This window comes from Abyssicoccus albus (assembly GCF_003815035.1).
GTDB lineage: Bacteria > Bacillota > Bacilli > Staphylococcales > Abyssicoccaceae > Abyssicoccus > Abyssicoccus albus.
Map to the genome: position 1 here is coordinate 570,464 of NZ_RKRK01000002.1, position 16,877 is coordinate 587,340.

General features: G+C 31.9%; 20 protein-coding genes. 17 read left to right on the forward strand and 3 right to left on the reverse strand.

What is annotated here, in order from left to right:
• Positions 1–36 precede the first annotated feature (36 nt).
• Positions 37–477: a hypothetical protein gene (locus tag EDD62_RS02725; RefSeq protein WP_077140334.1), complete on the forward strand. Its 441-nt coding sequence runs from the start codon at positions 37–39 to the stop codon at positions 475–477.
• A 237-nt stretch (positions 478–714) separates the two neighbouring features.
• On the opposite strand, the gene lexA is transcribed toward EDD62_RS02725, so the two are convergent.
• Entirely contained in the window at positions 715–1,332 is a 618-nt protein-coding gene (lexA, locus tag EDD62_RS02730; protein WP_123807439.1) for a transcriptional repressor LexA, read from the reverse strand.
• A 290-nt stretch (positions 1,333–1,622) separates the two neighbouring features.
• On the opposite strand from lexA, the gene EDD62_RS02735 reads away from it, so the two are divergent.
• Positions 1,623–1,934 (forward strand): hypothetical protein, encoded by a 312-nt coding sequence (locus EDD62_RS02735; RefSeq protein ID WP_123807440.1) that lies wholly within the window; start codon positions 1,623–1,625, stop codon positions 1,932–1,934.
• 145 nt (positions 1,935–2,079) lie between these two features.
• Here the strand turns inward: EDD62_RS02735 and arsB are convergent, their stop codons facing one another.
• Entirely contained in the window at positions 2,080–3,369 is a 1,290-nt protein-coding gene (gene arsB / locus EDD62_RS02740) for an arsenite efflux transporter membrane subunit ArsB (RefSeq protein WP_123807441.1), read from the reverse strand.
• A gap of 202 nt (positions 3,370–3,571) precedes the next feature.
• Between arsB and EDD62_RS02745 the strand changes: the two genes are divergently transcribed.
• The 10 genes from EDD62_RS02745 (at position 3,572) to EDD62_RS02790 (ending at position 10,709) form a co-directional block, all read left to right on the forward strand.
• Complete coding sequence (locus tag EDD62_RS02745) at positions 3,572–3,835, forward strand: ArsR/SmtB family transcription factor (RefSeq protein ID WP_123807442.1); 264 nt, start codon at positions 3,572–3,574, stop codon at positions 3,833–3,835.
• A 19-nt stretch (positions 3,836–3,854) separates the two neighbouring features.
• A complete protein-coding gene (locus EDD62_RS02750) occupies positions 3,855–4,856 on the forward strand; it encodes a permease (RefSeq protein ID WP_249037320.1) in 1,002 nt (333 codons plus the stop codon).
• Between the two features lie 125 nt (positions 4,857–4,981).
• The gene (locus tag EDD62_RS02755; RefSeq protein ID WP_123807443.1) at positions 4,982–5,293 is read left to right on the forward strand and encodes a thioredoxin family protein; all 312 of its coding nucleotides are present in this window, start codon (positions 4,982–4,984) and stop codon (positions 5,291–5,293) included.
• A gap of 117 nt (positions 5,294–5,410) precedes the next feature.
• A complete protein-coding gene (locus tag EDD62_RS02760; protein WP_123807444.1) occupies positions 5,411–5,596 on the forward strand; it encodes a hypothetical protein in 186 nt (61 codons plus the stop codon).
• Positions 5,597–6,092: 496 nt separating this feature from the next.
• The gene (locus EDD62_RS02765; RefSeq protein ID WP_123807445.1) at positions 6,093–6,359 is read left to right on the forward strand and encodes a hypothetical protein; all 267 of its coding nucleotides are present in this window, start codon (positions 6,093–6,095) and stop codon (positions 6,357–6,359) included.
• A gap of 193 nt (positions 6,360–6,552) precedes the next feature.
• Entirely contained in the window at positions 6,553–6,792 is a 240-nt protein-coding gene (locus EDD62_RS02770; RefSeq protein ID WP_077140329.1) for a DUF896 domain-containing protein, read from the forward strand.
• A 33-nt stretch (positions 6,793–6,825) separates the two neighbouring features.
• Positions 6,826–8,814: a transketolase gene (gene tkt / locus EDD62_RS02775; RefSeq protein WP_123807446.1), complete on the forward strand. Its 1,989-nt coding sequence runs from the start codon at positions 6,826–6,828 to the stop codon at positions 8,812–8,814.
• An 86-nt stretch (positions 8,815–8,900) separates the two neighbouring features.
• The gene (locus tag EDD62_RS02780) at positions 8,901–9,134 is read left to right on the forward strand and encodes a YneF family protein (RefSeq protein ID WP_077140327.1); all 234 of its coding nucleotides are present in this window, start codon (positions 8,901–8,903) and stop codon (positions 9,132–9,134) included.
• A gap of 388 nt (positions 9,135–9,522) precedes the next feature.
• A complete protein-coding gene (locus tag EDD62_RS02785; RefSeq protein WP_077140322.1) occupies positions 9,523–10,224 on the forward strand; it encodes a cytochrome c biogenesis CcdA family protein in 702 nt (233 codons plus the stop codon).
• Positions 10,225–10,238: 14 nt separating this feature from the next.
• Complete coding sequence (locus EDD62_RS02790; protein ID WP_077140321.1) at positions 10,239–10,709, forward strand: CcdC family protein; 471 nt, start codon at positions 10,239–10,241, stop codon at positions 10,707–10,709.
• Between the two features lie 67 nt (positions 10,710–10,776).
• On the opposite strand, the gene EDD62_RS02795 is transcribed toward EDD62_RS02790, so the two are convergent.
• Positions 10,777–11,214, reverse strand: coding sequence for a DUF2621 family protein (locus EDD62_RS02795; RefSeq protein ID WP_077140320.1), 438 nt, complete (start codon positions 11,212–11,214; stop codon positions 10,777–10,779).
• Between the two features lie 100 nt (positions 11,215–11,314).
• Between EDD62_RS02795 and EDD62_RS02800 the strand changes: the two genes are divergently transcribed.
• The 5 genes from EDD62_RS02800 to EDD62_RS02820 all read left to right on the forward strand — a co-directional run bounded on the left by EDD62_RS02800 (position 11,315) and on the right by EDD62_RS02820 (position 16,799).
• The gene (locus tag EDD62_RS02800) at positions 11,315–11,524 is read left to right on the forward strand and encodes a DUF1659 domain-containing protein (RefSeq protein WP_077140319.1); all 210 of its coding nucleotides are present in this window, start codon (positions 11,315–11,317) and stop codon (positions 11,522–11,524) included.
• A gap of 42 nt (positions 11,525–11,566) precedes the next feature.
• Entirely contained in the window at positions 11,567–11,779 is a 213-nt protein-coding gene (locus tag EDD62_RS02805; RefSeq protein WP_123807447.1) for a DUF2922 domain-containing protein, read from the forward strand.
• Between the two features lie 23 nt (positions 11,780–11,802).
• Positions 11,803–11,943, forward strand: coding sequence for a YvrJ family protein (locus EDD62_RS02810; protein WP_083705853.1), 141 nt, complete (start codon positions 11,803–11,805; stop codon positions 11,941–11,943).
• A 532-nt stretch (positions 11,944–12,475) separates the two neighbouring features.
• Positions 12,476–13,624, forward strand: a complete 1,149-nt coding sequence (locus EDD62_RS02815; RefSeq protein ID WP_123807449.1) for an exonuclease SbcCD subunit D — start codon at positions 12,476–12,478, stop codon at positions 13,622–13,624.
• Positions 13,599–16,799, forward strand: a complete 3,201-nt coding sequence (locus EDD62_RS02820) for an AAA family ATPase (protein ID WP_123807450.1) — start codon at positions 13,599–13,601, stop codon at positions 16,797–16,799. Before EDD62_RS02815 ends, EDD62_RS02820 begins: the two co-directional genes overlap by 26 nt.
• Positions 16,800–16,877: the final 78 nt, after the last annotated feature.

Here is a 16,877-nt window from a genome sequence, read left to right on the forward strand (position 1 = left end):
TAATGTAAACAATGAATTTGTACAAGGAGTTTTTATATGGCAGTAAATCACACAGTTGCTCTATACATTCAATATAATGATCATCTATTGATCAAGCATCAACAAATGGACCGAGCTGCAATTTGGAGGAAGTATGAATATCATTTACCCTATGTGACATATGATGAACATTATCCTATCGAACAAGCGGCGAATCAATTTTTGAGGTCGATTAATGGCGAAGCTAAGCTGAATGGTCTTGTATGTATTTTTGAGAAAGAAGTACAAAAGAAAGGATTTTTCTTTAGAAAGCAAACAAGACATATTGAATATTTATTCAATACAAGAATTCGTCAAGAATTTGAAGCACCAAGTGGTGGATATCAATGGATTCCAATTGATGAAGTACAACAATATATACAGGATGAAGATGTCATGAGTGTTGTCGTACGTAATCAAGTCATTGCATCGACAGTCCCTATTTTAGAAGTGAAATAAATAATAACTTTGAATTATTAACTGTAATCAGAGTAAATCTAAAATACTCTGATTACGAGAAGTAAATAAGCCATATCCAAAGTGGATGGTATTACTGCTTTTAAGTTAATTTCAAAATATAAGAAAACACGTTCGTGAACTTAATTTAAATTAATAACATAAAGAAATAGCGATAAAATTTGATGATTATCAAATTTTATCGCTACTTTTTTATCTCCAAAACATTTTACCTAAACTTTAATACGTTCTAAATAAACCAACAACCTTACCTAATACTTCAATATGATCGAAATACATTGCTTCCATTGTGTCGTTCTCTGGTTGTAATCTAATTTGATTCTTTTCTTTATAGAATGTCTTAACAGTCGCTTCGCTGTCATCCGTTAAAGCAACAATGATATCACCATTTTCAGCGATGTTTTGTTTTCTGACGATGACTTGGTCTCCGTCATGAATTCCAATATTAATCATACTATCCCCAATAACATTAAGAATAAAAATTTCACCATTATGATTGCTCATAAAATGTTCTGGTAATGGGAAATATTCTTCAATGTTCTCGATTGCAGTAATTGGAACACCTGCAGTAACCGTTCCGATCACAGGGACTTGAACGATATTATCGAATGGCATCGGTTCATCTTGTTGCATAATTTCTATCGCACGAGGCTTTGTAGGATCACGTCGAATGTAGCCTTTATCTTCAAGTCTTGCTAAGTGACCATGTACTGTTGAACTCGATGCCAGACCAACAGCTTCACCAATTTCTCTAACGCTTGGTGGATATCCTTTATCTAGTGTGTATTGTTTGACGAAGTCGTATATCTCTTGTTGTCTTTTTGTTAATTCTTGCATAATTAATCTCCTCATCTTTTTAATTGTGTTTAATTTTAATTGTGTTTAATTTTAATTGTGTTTAAATTTTGTATTTTGAAAAAAATAATAATGAAAATAATGAATAGTTAAAGTAAATTTTTAAATAAACGAGATATTAATCAAAACTACCTCTATCTATATATTTATAATAGCATAAGCGTTCGCTATCATCAATTAAAAACACGAAAGTTTGTTCGTTTTATTGTTGACTACAAACGGGTGTTCTGTTAATATTGAATTACAAACAAATGTTCTGGAGGTAATTTAATATGAAACAAGACATTAAAGGGTTACTTATTTTCTTTTCATTCCTTATAACAATAGGTTTATCTTATACAATTTCAACATCAGAAGAAGCACGTCATACAGTATTTGGTCACGATCAAGCGATAGAACAGATTAGCGAACAAGATATACAATTAGCTCAGCAAAATAATAATGAAAGTTATGATCGTGATTTAGAAGATGAAACTAAACAAGATTCATACGAACATCGTGTCGAAAATCATGAGGATGAAGTAGAACATCATGATTCAACAGATTCTGACAAAGCATCTATTGATTTTGTGAGTACAAATTAACAATTAATCATCATTTTATAAATGGTATTATTAATGCTAATCATTAAAAGCGCACAACGATTAAAGAAATAATCGTTGTGCGCTTTTTCATTTTAATCATATTAATAATTATTGATAAGTAATATCTCTAAGCATCATTTAAGTTTTAAAGGATTATAAACGTTAAATATAGACCAACTAATGTCGCAAATAAAACAGGAATTGTGATGACAATACCAGTTTTAAAATATGTGCCCCATGAGATTTTCATACCTTTTTGACTTAATACGTGTAACCATAACAATGTCGCAAGAGATCCAATCGGTGTAATTTTCGGTCCTAAGTCTGATCCGATGACATTTGCATAGATTAAACCTTCTTTAATGGGTCCGATAGCGTTTGATTGTCCAATGGCAATGGCGTCAATTAACACCGTTGGCATGTTATTCATGATTGAAGATAATATTGCTGCAATGAATCCCATCCCGACAATACTTGGGAATAGTCCATATTGAGTGATTGCATTGATTGTTTGTGCCAATAAATCGGTAATTCCAACATTTTTTAAGCCATAGACTACTAAGTACATTCCGATTGAGAAGAAGACAATATTCCAAGGTGCGCCTTTCATGACAGATGTTGTATTGACCGCGTGCGATTGTCTTGCAAGTAATAAGAAAATGATTGCAATGATCATCGCAATAAATGATACCGGTATTTGTATAAATTCACTTGTTAAATAACCAATGAGTAAAACAGCAATAACGATCCAAGAAATTTTGAACATTTTCTCATCTTTTATGGCACTTTGAGGTGATTCGAGCATTGAGTCATCGAAGGATTTTGGTATTGATTTTTTAAAATATAAATACAATACAATAATACTTGCAATGAGTGAGAAGATATTAGGAATAATCATTCTCAAAAAGTATTCGACAAATCCAATATCAAAATAATCTGCAGATACGATATTAACTAAGTTACTCACTACGAGCGGTAATGAAGTCGTATCCGCGATAAAACCACTAGCAATGACGAATGGGAACACTAGACGTTCTTCGAATTTTAAATTACGAACCATTGCTAATACAATCGGTGTCAAAATCAGTGCAGCACCGTCATTTGCAAAAAAAGCAGCGACGAGTGAACCGAGGATAGAAATATAGACGAACATTTTAACACCATTTCCATTTGAAGCGTGAACCATATGCCGCGCTGCCCATTCAAAAAATCCGATTTCATCTAGAATGAGTGAAATGATAATGACAGCGATAAATGTTAATGTCGCATTCCAAACAATATCTGTCACTTCAATGACATCACTAAAGTCAACAACGCCCGTGACTAATGCAATTAAGGCACCGACAACAGCAGTAATCCCAATATCAAGACCTTTCGGTTGCCAGATGACGAAAGTTAATGTGGCTAGAAATATAATAATCGCTAATATTGTCATAATAGTCTCCTTTTATCCTTTATTTTTATTTAATTGTTATTTCATTTACTTTTAGAACGAGTTCATTCATACGCTATTTAGAATATTATCAATATGAATTAAAGTCAATAACATATCAAATTTTTTTGATTTATCGTTTCATTGTTATAAAAAATATTATATGATAAACATATCAAGAATTTTTGATATGAGGAGTGTGTAAATGGAGAACTTAGCGAAAGTATTTAAAGCGTTAGCTGATCATAGACGGTTGAAGATTATCGAAATGCTTTATTGTTGTGAGAAATGTGCGTGTGATTTAGAAGAGACACTAGATTTATCGCAATCTGGCTTATCATATCATATGAAAATATTAATCGAAGCAAACCTTGTCAGTGCAAGAAGTGAAGGAAAATGGATGCATTATCAATTATCAAACACGGGTTTTGAACAAGTGAAAACATTTTTGAATTCTGTTCATCAATAAAAATAAAGGAGGTTAAACAGTGGGGATTTGGGAGTTTATCGAAAAGCAAGTACTCGGTATGAAATGGTTAAGTGATCTTGTATATTATTTGCTATCACAATTCAACATAAATATGGAGAGTAAATTAGGCGGTTCATTGCATTTCTTCATTTACGACACGATCAAAATTATTATTTTATTATGTGTATTAATTTTCATCATTTCATACATTCAAAGCTATTTTCCACCAGAACGTAGTAAAAAGATATTAGGACGTTATAAAGGGATCGGAGCAAATACAATTGCCGCATTACTCGGTACTGTGACGCCGTTTTGTTCTTGTTCATCCATTCCATTGTTTATAGGATTTACTAGTGCAGGATTACCACTTGGTGTGACATTCTCATTCTTAATTTCTTCGCCGATGGTTGATTTAGGGAGTTTAGTATTGCTGATGAGTATCTTTGGTCCTAAAGTTGCGTTAATGTATGTCATTGTAGGTCTGTTGATTGCCATCATAGGAGGTTCTATCATTGAACGATTGAATATGGATGATCAAGTGGCTGATTTCATTAAACAAGCAAAAGCAACTTCTATAGAATCTGAATCATTAAATCAAAGAGAAAGAGTGCAATATGCATTCGAACAAACGCAAGAGACGTTTAAGAAAGTGTTTATCTACATTCTCATCGGAGTTGGTATCGGCGCATTGATACACAACTGGATACCAGAAGCATGGGTCACATCGATATTAGGCAGTGATAATCCATTTGGCGTCATCATTGCGACGTTATTAGGTGTACCGATGTATGCAGATATATTTGGAGTGATCCCAATTGCTGAAGCACTACTTGCTAAAGGAGCATTACTAGGAACAGTATTAGCCTTTATGATGTCAGTAACGACATTAAGCTTACCATCGCTTATTTTATTGAAGAAAGTCGTAAAGATGAAATTACTATTTGTTTTTGTAATCATCTGTATTGTTGGTATTATAATAGTAGGGTATATATTTAATGCATTTCAACATGTGTTGATCTAATGAAAGAACATATATTTATTACATTATATGTGAATTTCTAATTTCATTGTGAATTATCAAAGGAATATAAATTAAGAAAATAATGATAATACAAATAATTTATAAAAATAAAAGGAGTGTTTTAAATGGGTTTATTTAGTAAAAAGAAAAAGTCATGTTGCGAAGTGAATGTAGAGAAAGCGAATGAAACGACGGATGCAAAAATTAAAGTGTTAGGCACAGGGTGTAAGAAGTGTGTTGAATTAGAACGGAATACTGAAGAAGCGTTAAAGCAATTAAATATTGATGAGCAAATTGACCATGTAACAGAAGTCAGTCAGATTGCAATGTACGGAGTAATGAGTACACCTGCATTAGTAATTCATGAAAAAGTCGTTTCATATGGTAAAGTGTTAACGGTAGATGAGTTGAAGGATATTCTTGAAGAAGAACTTTAGTGTTTCGAATGACTAAAAAGGATTATAAGTTATAAAGCTTATAATCCTTTTTAATTTTATATCATAAAAGTGCTAGCATATAAATTATAAGAGATTTTATGCGGAGGAAGCATATTTATGAGTAATAAAAATTTAAAAATAAATGATTTTATTTTACCTTTATCGATGATGCTTTTTTGTTCGATAGGAATGATTTTAGGTTTAATATTTTTTCCTTCCGTTGAAATTATATACCCATTAGTATTTGGAACCAGTGTTGGTTTTTTACTAGGCATTATATTAATGGCGGTTCAGAGTGAATAGCAAGTAGTCTTGTTTAAAGTATTAAACTTTATTGATAAGTATTTTAGTAATGGTTAACAATTTCTTAAATGAAAAGGGTAGACTGTATAGTTTTGTTTTTATTTTTAAGGGAATATTAGTAAAAGATGGATTATACTTTTCAAAAAAAGGAATGAATATATACTGGAATGAATAATAATAAAACTTCAATTATAGTTGGGGTATTATATTCTATTGTTGCATATTTAATCATGAGATATGGTTTTTCACCAAATTCAATTCCATTAGGAATGTATCCAATTGTAATAAACGGAGGCGTTGTATTAATTAATATTTTATTTAACTATATTCTTAAATATGACTTTTTTGAATAGGTATTACCATTTTAAAATTTAGTTTTTACTTTTTGTATTTACATGTAATATTTGATATAACTTAGTATGAATTTCATTTGATATAGAAATATTTTACTTTTTAAATGTAGTTATATAATTTTAGTATTAAGGAGGGGATATGTATGCCTGCATTATTATCATTTGGTATGATATTAGGTTTAACAGGGGTTATATTTGGTTTCTATACTGAAAACAAGAAACTTAAAAAGAGACTTGCGCAAAAAGGTGAGATGACTGATTCACTTGTAATTTCTACAGTGGAAAGTATGCTTAATGCTAATTATGATGAAGTAAAAATAATCAAGTATGTAAGAGAAGAAAATCCTGAATTAGGTTTGGTTGAAGCAAAGACATTTGTTGATAACATTAAACATAGTCATGTACAGTGAATATCAAAGTAAAAATGCCTTGAACTGTGTAAATGGTTCAAGGCATTTTTATAAAAAATTGTTTTTATTTAGTTTTGATTATTATCTATAATGAATACTTATTTATACAATAATATTTTAATCATCAAGCGATAAACCATTCAAATAGTGATTTACCGTGATTTATGGTAAATTATATAAAGGAGTGATATACATGTTAGAGAAAGAAAAATTAGATCGTTTGAATACGTTGGCGAAGAGAAAAAAAGCGAATGTAATTACTGATGAAGAGCTTTCTGAATTAGAATCATTAAGAGAACAATATTTGAAAAACTTTAGAAAATCTATGAAAAATACAATAGAGAATAGTAAAATCATTGATCCTGAGGGGAATGATGTGACGCCTGAAAAAGTTAAACAGATTAAAAGAGATAAACAAAATAAATTAAAATAGATTAGAGTATGTTATTTAAAGAAAAGAGGAGATATGATGGAATCAATTCAACAACAAACAATTAATACAATTCGTGCTTTGAGCATCGATATGATTGAAGAAGCGAATTCAGGTCATCCTGGTTTACCGATGGGTGCGGCGCCGATGGCGTATACTTTATGGGTGAATCACTTAAACTTCAATCCGAATCATGACAAGTTTATCAATCGTGATCGGTTTATTTTATCCGCTGGTCATGGGTCTGCGTTATTGTATAGCTTACTTCATTTGTCAGGGAGTTTATCGATGGACGAATTAAAGAACTTCCGTCAAAAAGACTCTAAAACACCAGGTCATCCTGAATTACATCATACAGAAGGTGTTGAAGTGACGACTGGACCTCTTGGTCAAGGGTTTGCAATGGGAGTTGGTCAAGCGATGGCTGAGGCTCATCTTGCGGCGAAATACAATCAAGCTGATTATTCAGTGATGGATCATTATACGTATGTATTATGTAGTGATGGTGATTTAATGGAAGGTGTCTCTCATGAGTCAGCTTCACTGGCTGGACATTTAGGACTTGAGAAATTAATCGTGTTATATGATTCGAATGACATTAGCTTGGATGGCAAATTAAATAAGTCATTCAGTGAAGATATTGAAGGTCGATTCACTGCGTACGGTTGGGATTATATTCATGTCAGTGATGGGAATAACATTGACGAAATTAATCGTGCGATTGAACAAGCGAAAGAAAGTGATAAACCGTCATTAATTGAAGTAAAAACAATTATCGGATTCGGATCACCGAACTTAAGTGGTACAAATAAAATACACGGAGCACCACTTGGTGAAGAAGAAAGACAATTAACCTTTGAGCAATATGGGATGGACTCAACAGAGAAATTTAACGTAGATGATTCAGTATATGAACATTTCAAAGAGACGATGATTAAACGCGCTGATGATGCTGAATCGAAATGGAATGAACAGATTGAACAATATGCTAAAGATTATCCAGAATTATATAAAGAATTTATGAATGGATTTAACGATGAAGATCTATCTAAAGACTTGAATATTGAAAGTTATGAAGCGGGTCATTCTAAAGCAACGCGTGCATATAGTGGTGAAGTACTACAACAAATTAGTGCTCAAGTGCCACAACTATTCGGAGGCGCGGCGGATTTAGCGTCGTCTAATAAAAGTTTAGTGAATGATGAAACAGATTTCTCTAAAGACAACTATGCTGGACGTAACATATGGTTCGGTGTACGTGAATTCGGTATGGCAGCGGCATTAAATGGAATGGCATCACATGGTGGCTTAAGACCTTATGGTGCAACGTTCTTTGTATTTAGTGATTATTTGAAAGCGGCATTTAGACTGTCTTCAATTATGAAGTTACCTGTCACATATATTTTTACACATGATTCAATCGCAGTCGGTGAAGACGGACCGACGCACGAGCCAATTGAACAGTTAAGTGCATTAAGAGCAATCCCGAATGCGAATGTCATTAGACCAACAGAAGGTAAAGAAACGATTGCAGCGTGGAAAGTGGCGATGGAATCAACAGATAAACCAACGGCTTTGATTCTAACAAGACAAAACGTTACAACGTTAGATGTCGATCAACAAACAGTTGAAGAAGGCGTTCGTAAAGGTGCTTATGTTGTTAAGGAAGCGAAAGACAAAGCCACACATATCATCTTTGCATCAGGAAGTGAAGTGAATCTAGCAATAGATACAGCTGATCAATTAGAACAAGACGGTCATCATGTACAAGTAGTATCAGTGCCTGATATGGCGAAATTTGAACAACAAGATGAAGCGTATAAAAATGAAATTTTACAAAAAGATGTAAAACATAGAATTGTAATAGAAATGGGTGCTTCAATCGGATGGCATCGTTTTGTCGGCATAGACGGATTACTCTTTACGATTGACCAATTTGGAATGAGTGCTAATGCGAAAGATGTATTAGAACATTATGGCTTTACAACAGAGCAGATCGTAAAACAGATTAAAGATCGCTTATAATATTAGTTAAAATCTATAATACTGTTGAAACGGCTTGAATTATTTAGTAAAATATCAATGTTAATGAGTAGAAGGTGGTGGAATGAATGGATACATGGATTTGGGTATTAATCGTAGTCGTTGCATTGATTGCAGGCGTAGCGCTAGGCTTTTTCATAGCACGTAAATATATGATGGATTATTTGAAGAAGAATCCACCGATTAATGAAGAGATGTTGAGAATGATGATGATGCAAATGGGTCAGAAACCTTCTCAAAAGAAAATTAATCAAATGATGACAATGATGAATAAAAATATGGATCAAGGGATGAAGAAGTAATACTTTAAAGAGGGTCGCACAAAATGTAATTTGTGTGACCTTATTTTTATTTATTAAGTTACTGTTTGTGAATCATGACTTTACTTATCTTTTAACTTATCACACTTTTTTCAAGATTTTTATATTAAAATAGACCAAAAATATGGAGATTGCTCGTACAAAAACAAATTAGTGGAAAGTATATGTAAGGGGTTGTGAATATGAGTGTAATCGATGCATCAATTCAAAGATGTATACTTTGAATTAAAATTGTCGAAAAGATGCCATTGTTTACTTGTAAGAATAAAGATACAATAAAATATAGTAAATCAAGCATAATATATTGAATGATGATGTCAATTCATCACGACATATTTAAAGTCAATATAATTAAAAAGAAGGTTTTAATATGGATCTTAATCTATGGATTGCATTTGGTGGTGGTTTTTTAAGTTTTATTTCACCGTGTGTGCTTCCGATCTATCCAGCATTTATCTCATACATCACAGGGATGAGTTATGAAGATATTGCACAAAAGAAGCACTTTAATTTTAAAGCAATGTTACATACACTCTTATTTCTAATTGGGTTCAGCCTTGTCTATATCGCACTTGGCTTTGGTTCCCAGTTTATCGGTGGTTTGCTCATTGAATATAAAGATTTAATTAGACAAATCGGTGCAATTTTAATTATTGTATTCGGATTAATTGTTGTTGGAGTGTTCAAAGCAGAATGGGTCGTAAAAGAACGTAAAGTGTCATTCAAAGAACGTCCGAGTGGATTTTTAGGGACTGTTTTGATTGGTATGGCATTTGCTGCGGGATGGACACCGTGTCAGGGGCCTATCATTGGAGCAATACTTGCGTTATCTACTGAATCACCGAATATCGCAATGATGATGATGGTCAGTTATTGTATTGGATTTTCTGTACCGTTTATTATTTTATCGTTCTTTATTACGAAATTATCATGGATTAGAAAGCATCACATGACGATTACACGCGTTGGTGGTATATTAATGATTATTATGGGGATTATATTATACTTTGATGGATTAACATCAATTATTAGTTGGCTCCAACCATTCTTTGGAGATTTCCAAGGGTTTTAGGAAGGGTTACAACGATGAGTGAATTATTTGTTTATTTTAGCATTATTTCAGGTTTAATCATGGGAAGTATTGTTTATTTCATCAGAATGAAATCGACCAAAAAGCCAATGTCAATTCGTAAAATTGTATTACCCCCAATCATGATGTCAACTGGTGCTTTAATGTATATTTATGAACCGTTTAGACTGTCGCCTCTTGAAATTTTGGAGAGTATAGTATTAGGTCTTGTATTTTCTGTGATATTAATAGTGACGACCAAATTTGAAGTTAGAGATGACGATATCTATTTGATTCAAAATAAATTATTTCCAATTATATTAGTCTCTTTACTTGTGATACGAACAGTAATTAAATGGCTGTTGAGTGAAACATTTGATCCAATGACACTCGCTGGAATGTTCTTTTTAGTCGGATTTAGTATGATTGTTCCGTGGAGAATATCGATGTACTTTAAATATCAAAATTTAAAAGATAAATTTTACTAAACTCAAAAGAAAAACGTGAAAGAGCTCAATGATGTGTTCTTTCACGTTTTCTTTACTTTTGATTAAATTAATCTCTACTCATTTTGAAATATTTTTTATACGGTTCAATAGGAATGTTGAGTTGTTTTAATTTTTTAACTAGAAACTTATGATCTCGTTTAGGCGTTGCAATGATATAACCTCTAATCATTTGTTCAGTTGTAATTTCTTCTGTCTTTTCTTCTAAAGCAATCTTTGCAATATGACCAGCAATCTTTTCTTTAGCAACATCTTTGAATAAATCTGGCACTGGACTGACAAATTCATTTAGTAAGGATTTCTTTTCTTCAGTCCATAGCGGTAATGATTCACGGATATAGTAATCTTGCCAATCGAGTTCACTCCAACCGTCAACTTTTGGGAGTCTCTTCAAAAATTTGCGAAACATAAAGAAACCACCGATAAATAATAAACTAATTAAAGCAATACACCATATAAAAATAAACCACATAAATAAATCGTTCATACTATACACCTCTTAATGTGATTATAAATTTTCAACATTAGATTGTCTATTTGTTTCTCTTCTTTCGATATATAAAGTGAAAGGAGGTGAACAACAAACAATGGCAATCTTAACAGATGTAATCGTTCAAATGGTGTATCAAGCAGGCGTGGATGACAAAGGATTAGATGTATATAAATCACAAAGTTACAGCATGGCGAATATTGAATCAACAGATCAACAATTATTAGATTTTACTGCCGCATATGATGCGTTAACAACACGTGATTTTGTCGAAGTAACGAAGACAACGAAGTCGACAATTAGTTAAATTGATTAATGTTTATAAAAATATAAGAAAGGAGAGGTCAGTGTGGAGAAAAACTTAGTGTTAACATTTACGACAGATGCGGATAAAACATACTCACTTTCAATCGCTGAACCAATTGAAGGTTTAACGAAAGAAGTTGTTTTAGAACATGCGAATCGTTTAATCGCATCACAAGTGATGATGCCATCAGCAGGTCAACCTGTTGAATTGAAATCTGCGAAATATGTTGAACGTAATGTTGTTGAAATCTTTTAATTAAAATAATAAGAGGTGTTTTGATGGAGTGGATTGAAGTTGTGAATAACGTAGGTTTTCCAATTGCCATTTCATGTTACTTATTATTGAAAATTGAAGTGAAGTTAAATAAATTGATTTCACTCATTCATCAAACATTAGGTCATGAAGAATCAAGGTCATAAGCTGACAATAAAAATAGCGATAAAATTTGATGATGATCAAATTTTATCGCTATTTATTTGAGCTACCTTTCGGTAATCAGAGTATTTGTGATTTACTCTGAATACGGGGGCATTTTTGATGGATATCTGCTCGGTAATCAGAGTATTTGCGATTTACTCTGAATACGGGGTCATTTTGATGAATATTTGCTCGGTAATCAGAGTATTTGCGATTTACTCTGAATACGGGGTCATTTTTGATGGATATCTGCTTGGTAATCAGAGTATTTGCGATTTACTCTGAATACGGAGTCATTTTTGACAGATATTCGCTTTATAATCAGATTATTTGTGATTTACTCTGAATACGAGGTTATTTTCTGATTCATTTAAACAGAAGCATTGTCAATTGAAAATTGTAATATATTTATATTTATAAAGTTCTTCAATTAATTAACCTTATTTTTTTGATATGATATTTATATAGTTTATAAACATATTAACGAAATTAAATACAATCAATTTTACAAATACTTTAGTAAAGGTGATCATAGTGAAAATTATACATACAGCGGATTGGCATTTAGGTAAGATGTTAAATAAAGTTGATCTCATTGAACATCAACAAACGATGTTAGAGCAATTTATTCATGCGATGGAAGAAGAGCGTCCAGATGTCATTGTCATTGCGGGTGATATTTATGACAAAGTAAATCCATCAAATGTTGCGTTAAATTTGTTCGAACAAACGATTGAGCGGCTGAATCAAGATGGTGATGTTCCGATTGTGATCATTTCAGGTAATCACGATAGTAAAGAGAAATTAAGTTTTGCGAAGTATTGGATGGAGAAACAAAATATCCATATTAAGACGACATACGAAGATGTTTTCTCGCCAGTTGAAATTAAAGGGATGAAGTTTTTTTGTATGCCATATTTTTCACCGCATTATATGCGTTCAAAAGAACATGATGTAGAAAGTCATTATGATGTTTATCGAGTGTTGGTAGATGCATTAAATCAAGAGGAATTAATTAACGATGATCATGTTAACTTCTGCGTTGGTCATTTATTTGTACAAGGTGGGATGGAATCAGAATCTGAGAAAGATATTCAACAAGGAAATCTTGAGCTTGTACATGCTTCATTATTCAAAGATTTTGATCAAGTTCTACTCGGTCACCTACATAGTCCGTTCTCATTGGAAGATCAGAGATTTCAACATATTCACTATAGTGGGTCGTTACTTAAATATTCATTTGATGAAGAGAAGCAACCGAAAGGTTATCGTGTAATTTCGATAGATAATGATGGAAATACGTCATCGAAATTTAAAGGACTTCAGGATCCATTTGCAATGAAAGTCTATCGTGGAAGTATATTTGATATTTTGAATAAAGAGGTTGAGTTTGATCCAGATACATATTTGAAATTTGAATTAACTGAAGTAAAAGAAGTGAATAATGCATATTATAAGCTTCGTAATATGTATCCAAATTTACTAGAAATCAAGCCAGTATTAGAACAGAGTGATTTAATTACAGAACAAGGTGAAGTGAATATCGAACGTTCTGATGAGGATATTGTGAAACAGTTTTATGAATTTGTTGAAGGTGAGTCATTCACTGAGTTGCAACAACAATATGTATTTGAAAAGATTAGGGGGATAGAGGACGATGAAACCAATTCACTTAACCATTAAAAATATTGGACCTTACCGTAATGAATCAATAGATTTCACTGAAGTGAATGAGCAAGGCATATATATTGTAAATGGTCCAACAGGTGCGGGTAAAACATTTATCTTTGATGCAATTACTTATGCATTGTACAGAGATACATCCACTTCGACGAGAGATTTCAAAGCGATGCGTAGCAAGTTTGTTGAAGGGACAAATGAAGTATCAAAGATTCAGTTATTATTTGAATATGGTACGAAATATTATTATATTGATCGCCAACTTTCATATACAAAGCCAGAAAATAAAAATGAAACAAAAGAGCAATGTGCAATGTTTGAAGTTCAAGTCAATGATCAATATGAAATCATTAATCAACACCTCTTAGCAGATAGTGTTTCTTCGATTAATGAAACGGTCCATAACATATTGCATCTTACGATTGATCAGTTTAGGAAAGTATTTATATTGCCTCAAGGTGAATTTAAAGCATTATTACATGCGCGTACAGAAGAACGGATGAAATTACTCCGAACGATTTTTGATACAGAGCGATTTGAATCATTGATGAATGTAATCAATAAAGACAAAAAAAAGATTGAACAAACGATAATATCCGAACAAAACATTGCTCAATCAACGATGGGTGAAATCGTACAGACGATAAAAAATTTAACGAACGATTCAACAGATGTTGAAGCAATTGAAAAGATAAATGAATCACAGGCTGGGCAGTATGACAATATTAATAGTACTCATTTAAAGACTACAATCGATGTGTCAGAACAATTCATGAAACAAAGTAACGAACGTATGAATGCACTCACTCGAGCATTACCAACGAAAGAAAAAGAAGTCAATACGTATCGAAATCAATTAAGTCAAGCCGAACAAAGGGAAGCTTTAATTAATGAGATTCGATCATTAGAAGTGCAATGGCACTCTTTAATTCAGAGTGACCATACGTCGATGCTTCAATTACATCAACAGATTGAACTTTTTAAAAAAGAAAAGACATATGAACATGACTTAACACAATATGTTGAAATGATAGAGCAAAGAGATCGCTATGCAAATGATTTAAATTCATTATCAGAACAAATTATAAAAACTGAAGAATCAATACAAGACGAAAAAGAAACTCTTAATAATTTACAGAGGAAAAAGCCGGACATTGAACAGAAGAAAACCATATTTACACAAAATACATTGTTCTATGAAAATAAAGATAAAATAAAAAACGCGATTCGTAATGTTGATCCGATGAGCAAAAAATTAGATGAAATGAATGAGCATATTGAGGAAAAAACAACACGTAAGAAGGAATTGATTAAAACTATTGAGTCTTTAAAACAACAGTCACAATCCATGATGACTTTGTATGAGCAAAAAGATAAATTTTCAAAAAAATTATTATCGTATGAAAGTCAACTGACTCAATTGAAACAATTACAACGCTATTCAAAAGAATATGGTCAAAAAGAATCACAACAAGAGGAGATCGATCATCAACTGATTAAGTTGCAAAAAGACCTTAAATCATATTTCGGTGAAGTGTTTGAAACAATCAATGCAGATCAAGTGGATGCATATATTACGCTTAAAGCTTTTCAAGACAACAGTCAACACGATCAATGTATACTATGTCATCAACACATTGAACATCAACATAAAGAACATCATGATTTAAATTTTTTAAAAGAAAAAGATGGATTAGTTAATAAATTGTTTACTAATTATCACGATACAAAAAAGAAAATGAATCAATTATCCAATGAAATGAGCATACTTAAAAAGCAATATGAAGATATATTGGATTCTTTGAAGAAGGATAATGCACGATTTAATGTATCGTTGACAATAGAATCCAGCCATCATGATGTATCAACAGTAAACGATTTTATTGAACATGTTACAGAGCGAATAGAACATTTCAAAACTGAAATGGAGCGTGTGACTAATAACATTGAACAAAGAGAGAAAGATATTAAAGAAATAGATTCTTTAAATCAACAGGTAGATGAAATAAATAGACAACTTGAATCATTAATGACACAAGATAAAGTTGAACTACAACAACAACTTAAACAATATAAATCAACGATTGATGATTTTCAAACCTATACGAAATATGACGATATAGATTTGTTTATTCAGGAAATGACACGTTATAATGACGAATCGAAATTGTTTAGTCGTGAGTATGAAGCGGCAAATGAAAAAATTGAAGAAAAATCCCAAATTATTCAGCAATTAAACAGTAATAAAAAAGCAAAAGAAGAATTATTGAATCAGCTAAATCGTGACATATCTGAACGAAAAGAAGATATAAATCACATACTTAAACAATTTCAATATAACGATCCAACTGATATGTTAAACAATATTAAACAAAGTAATATAGAGTCAATGGACCGAGTGTATCAACGATATATAAAAGAAAAAGAAGCTTTGAAAAGTAAGATTTTAACGAAAAAGCAAATGTTAAAAGGTGTTCCAAACTATAATAAAGAGTTAGTGATAGAGCGTTTAAATCAATCGGAGCATCAATTGAAGAATTTTCAAAATGAGCACATTAGTCTTCAAAAAGACTTGGATCAATTGAATCGACAACATGAAAAATTATTGACTCAATACAATGATTTCATTGAAATTGAACGAACGAATAGAATGATTCGTAAAACATACTTAACATTGAACGGTCACAATAAAATGAATTTAAAACTTGAATCTTATGTATTAAAATATTACTTCCAACGTGTATTAATTAGTGCGAATAAAAGATTGCTACAACTAACTTCGAATCGATATGAATTTATAAATGAAAAGGTCTCTAACCAAGGTGGGGCAGGTTTAGAGATACAAGTGCTTGATCATTACAATAATGAAATTAGGAAAGCGACAACGTTAAGTGGTGGAGAAACGTTCCTTGCAAGTCTTTGTTTGGCACTCGGTTTGAGCGATGTCATTATAAGTCATCAAGGCGGCATTAAGATGGATACGTTGTTTATTGATGAAGGCTTCGGGACATTAGACGAAGAAACGTTAGAGAAAGTAAATGATGTATTAGAAGAATTAAGAAACGACGGAAAACATATCGGATTAATCTCGCATGTTAGAGAAATGAAAGAGCAGTTTCCTGCTCAAATTAAAGTACATAAACATATCGGGTATTCAACGATTGAATTAATTCATTAAGAAGCATGATTTTAATAAACTGTCACATAGTATTCACAATAACGTATGATTAATTTAGTATGATATATATTGAAAGTT

Coding starts and splice junctions, on each gene's coding strand:
- EDD62_RS02725 (WP_077140334.1), top strand. CDS start 37: ATGGCAGTAAATCACACAGTTGCTCTATACATTCAATATAATGATCAT.
- lexA (WP_123807439.1), bottom strand. CDS start 1,332: ATGCAAGAATTAACAAAAAGACAACAAGAGATATACGACTTCGTCAAA.
- EDD62_RS02735 (WP_123807440.1), top strand. CDS start 1,623: ATGAAACAAGACATTAAAGGGTTACTTATTTTCTTTTCATTCCTTATA.
- arsB (WP_123807441.1), bottom strand. CDS start 3,369: ATGACAATATTAGCGATTATTATATTTCTAGCCACATTAACTTTCGTC.
- EDD62_RS02745 (WP_123807442.1), top strand. CDS start 3,572: ATGGAGAACTTAGCGAAAGTATTTAAAGCGTTAGCTGATCATAGACGG.
- EDD62_RS02755 (WP_123807443.1), top strand. CDS start 4,982: ATGGGTTTATTTAGTAAAAAGAAAAAGTCATGTTGCGAAGTGAATGTA.
- EDD62_RS02760 (WP_123807444.1), top strand. CDS start 5,411: ATGAGTAATAAAAATTTAAAAATAAATGATTTTATTTTACCTTTATCG.
- EDD62_RS02765 (WP_123807445.1), top strand. CDS start 6,093: ATGCCTGCATTATTATCATTTGGTATGATATTAGGTTTAACAGGGGTT.
- EDD62_RS02770 (WP_077140329.1), top strand. CDS start 6,553: ATGTTAGAGAAAGAAAAATTAGATCGTTTGAATACGTTGGCGAAGAGA.
- tkt (WP_123807446.1), top strand. CDS start 6,826: ATGATGGAATCAATTCAACAACAAACAATTAATACAATTCGTGCTTTG.
- EDD62_RS02780 (WP_077140327.1), top strand. CDS start 8,901: ATGGATACATGGATTTGGGTATTAATCGTAGTCGTTGCATTGATTGCA.
- EDD62_RS02785 (WP_077140322.1), top strand. CDS start 9,523: ATGGATCTTAATCTATGGATTGCATTTGGTGGTGGTTTTTTAAGTTTT.
- EDD62_RS02790 (WP_077140321.1), top strand. CDS start 10,239: ATGAGTGAATTATTTGTTTATTTTAGCATTATTTCAGGTTTAATCATG.
- EDD62_RS02795 (WP_077140320.1), bottom strand. CDS start 11,214: ATGAACGATTTATTTATGTGGTTTATTTTTATATGGTGTATTGCTTTA.
- EDD62_RS02800 (WP_077140319.1), top strand. CDS start 11,315: ATGGCAATCTTAACAGATGTAATCGTTCAAATGGTGTATCAAGCAGGC.
- EDD62_RS02810 (WP_083705853.1), top strand. CDS start 11,803: ATGGAGTGGATTGAAGTTGTGAATAACGTAGGTTTTCCAATTGCCATT.
- EDD62_RS02820 (WP_123807450.1), top strand. CDS start 13,599: ATGAAACCAATTCACTTAACCATTAAAAATATTGGACCTTACCGTAAT.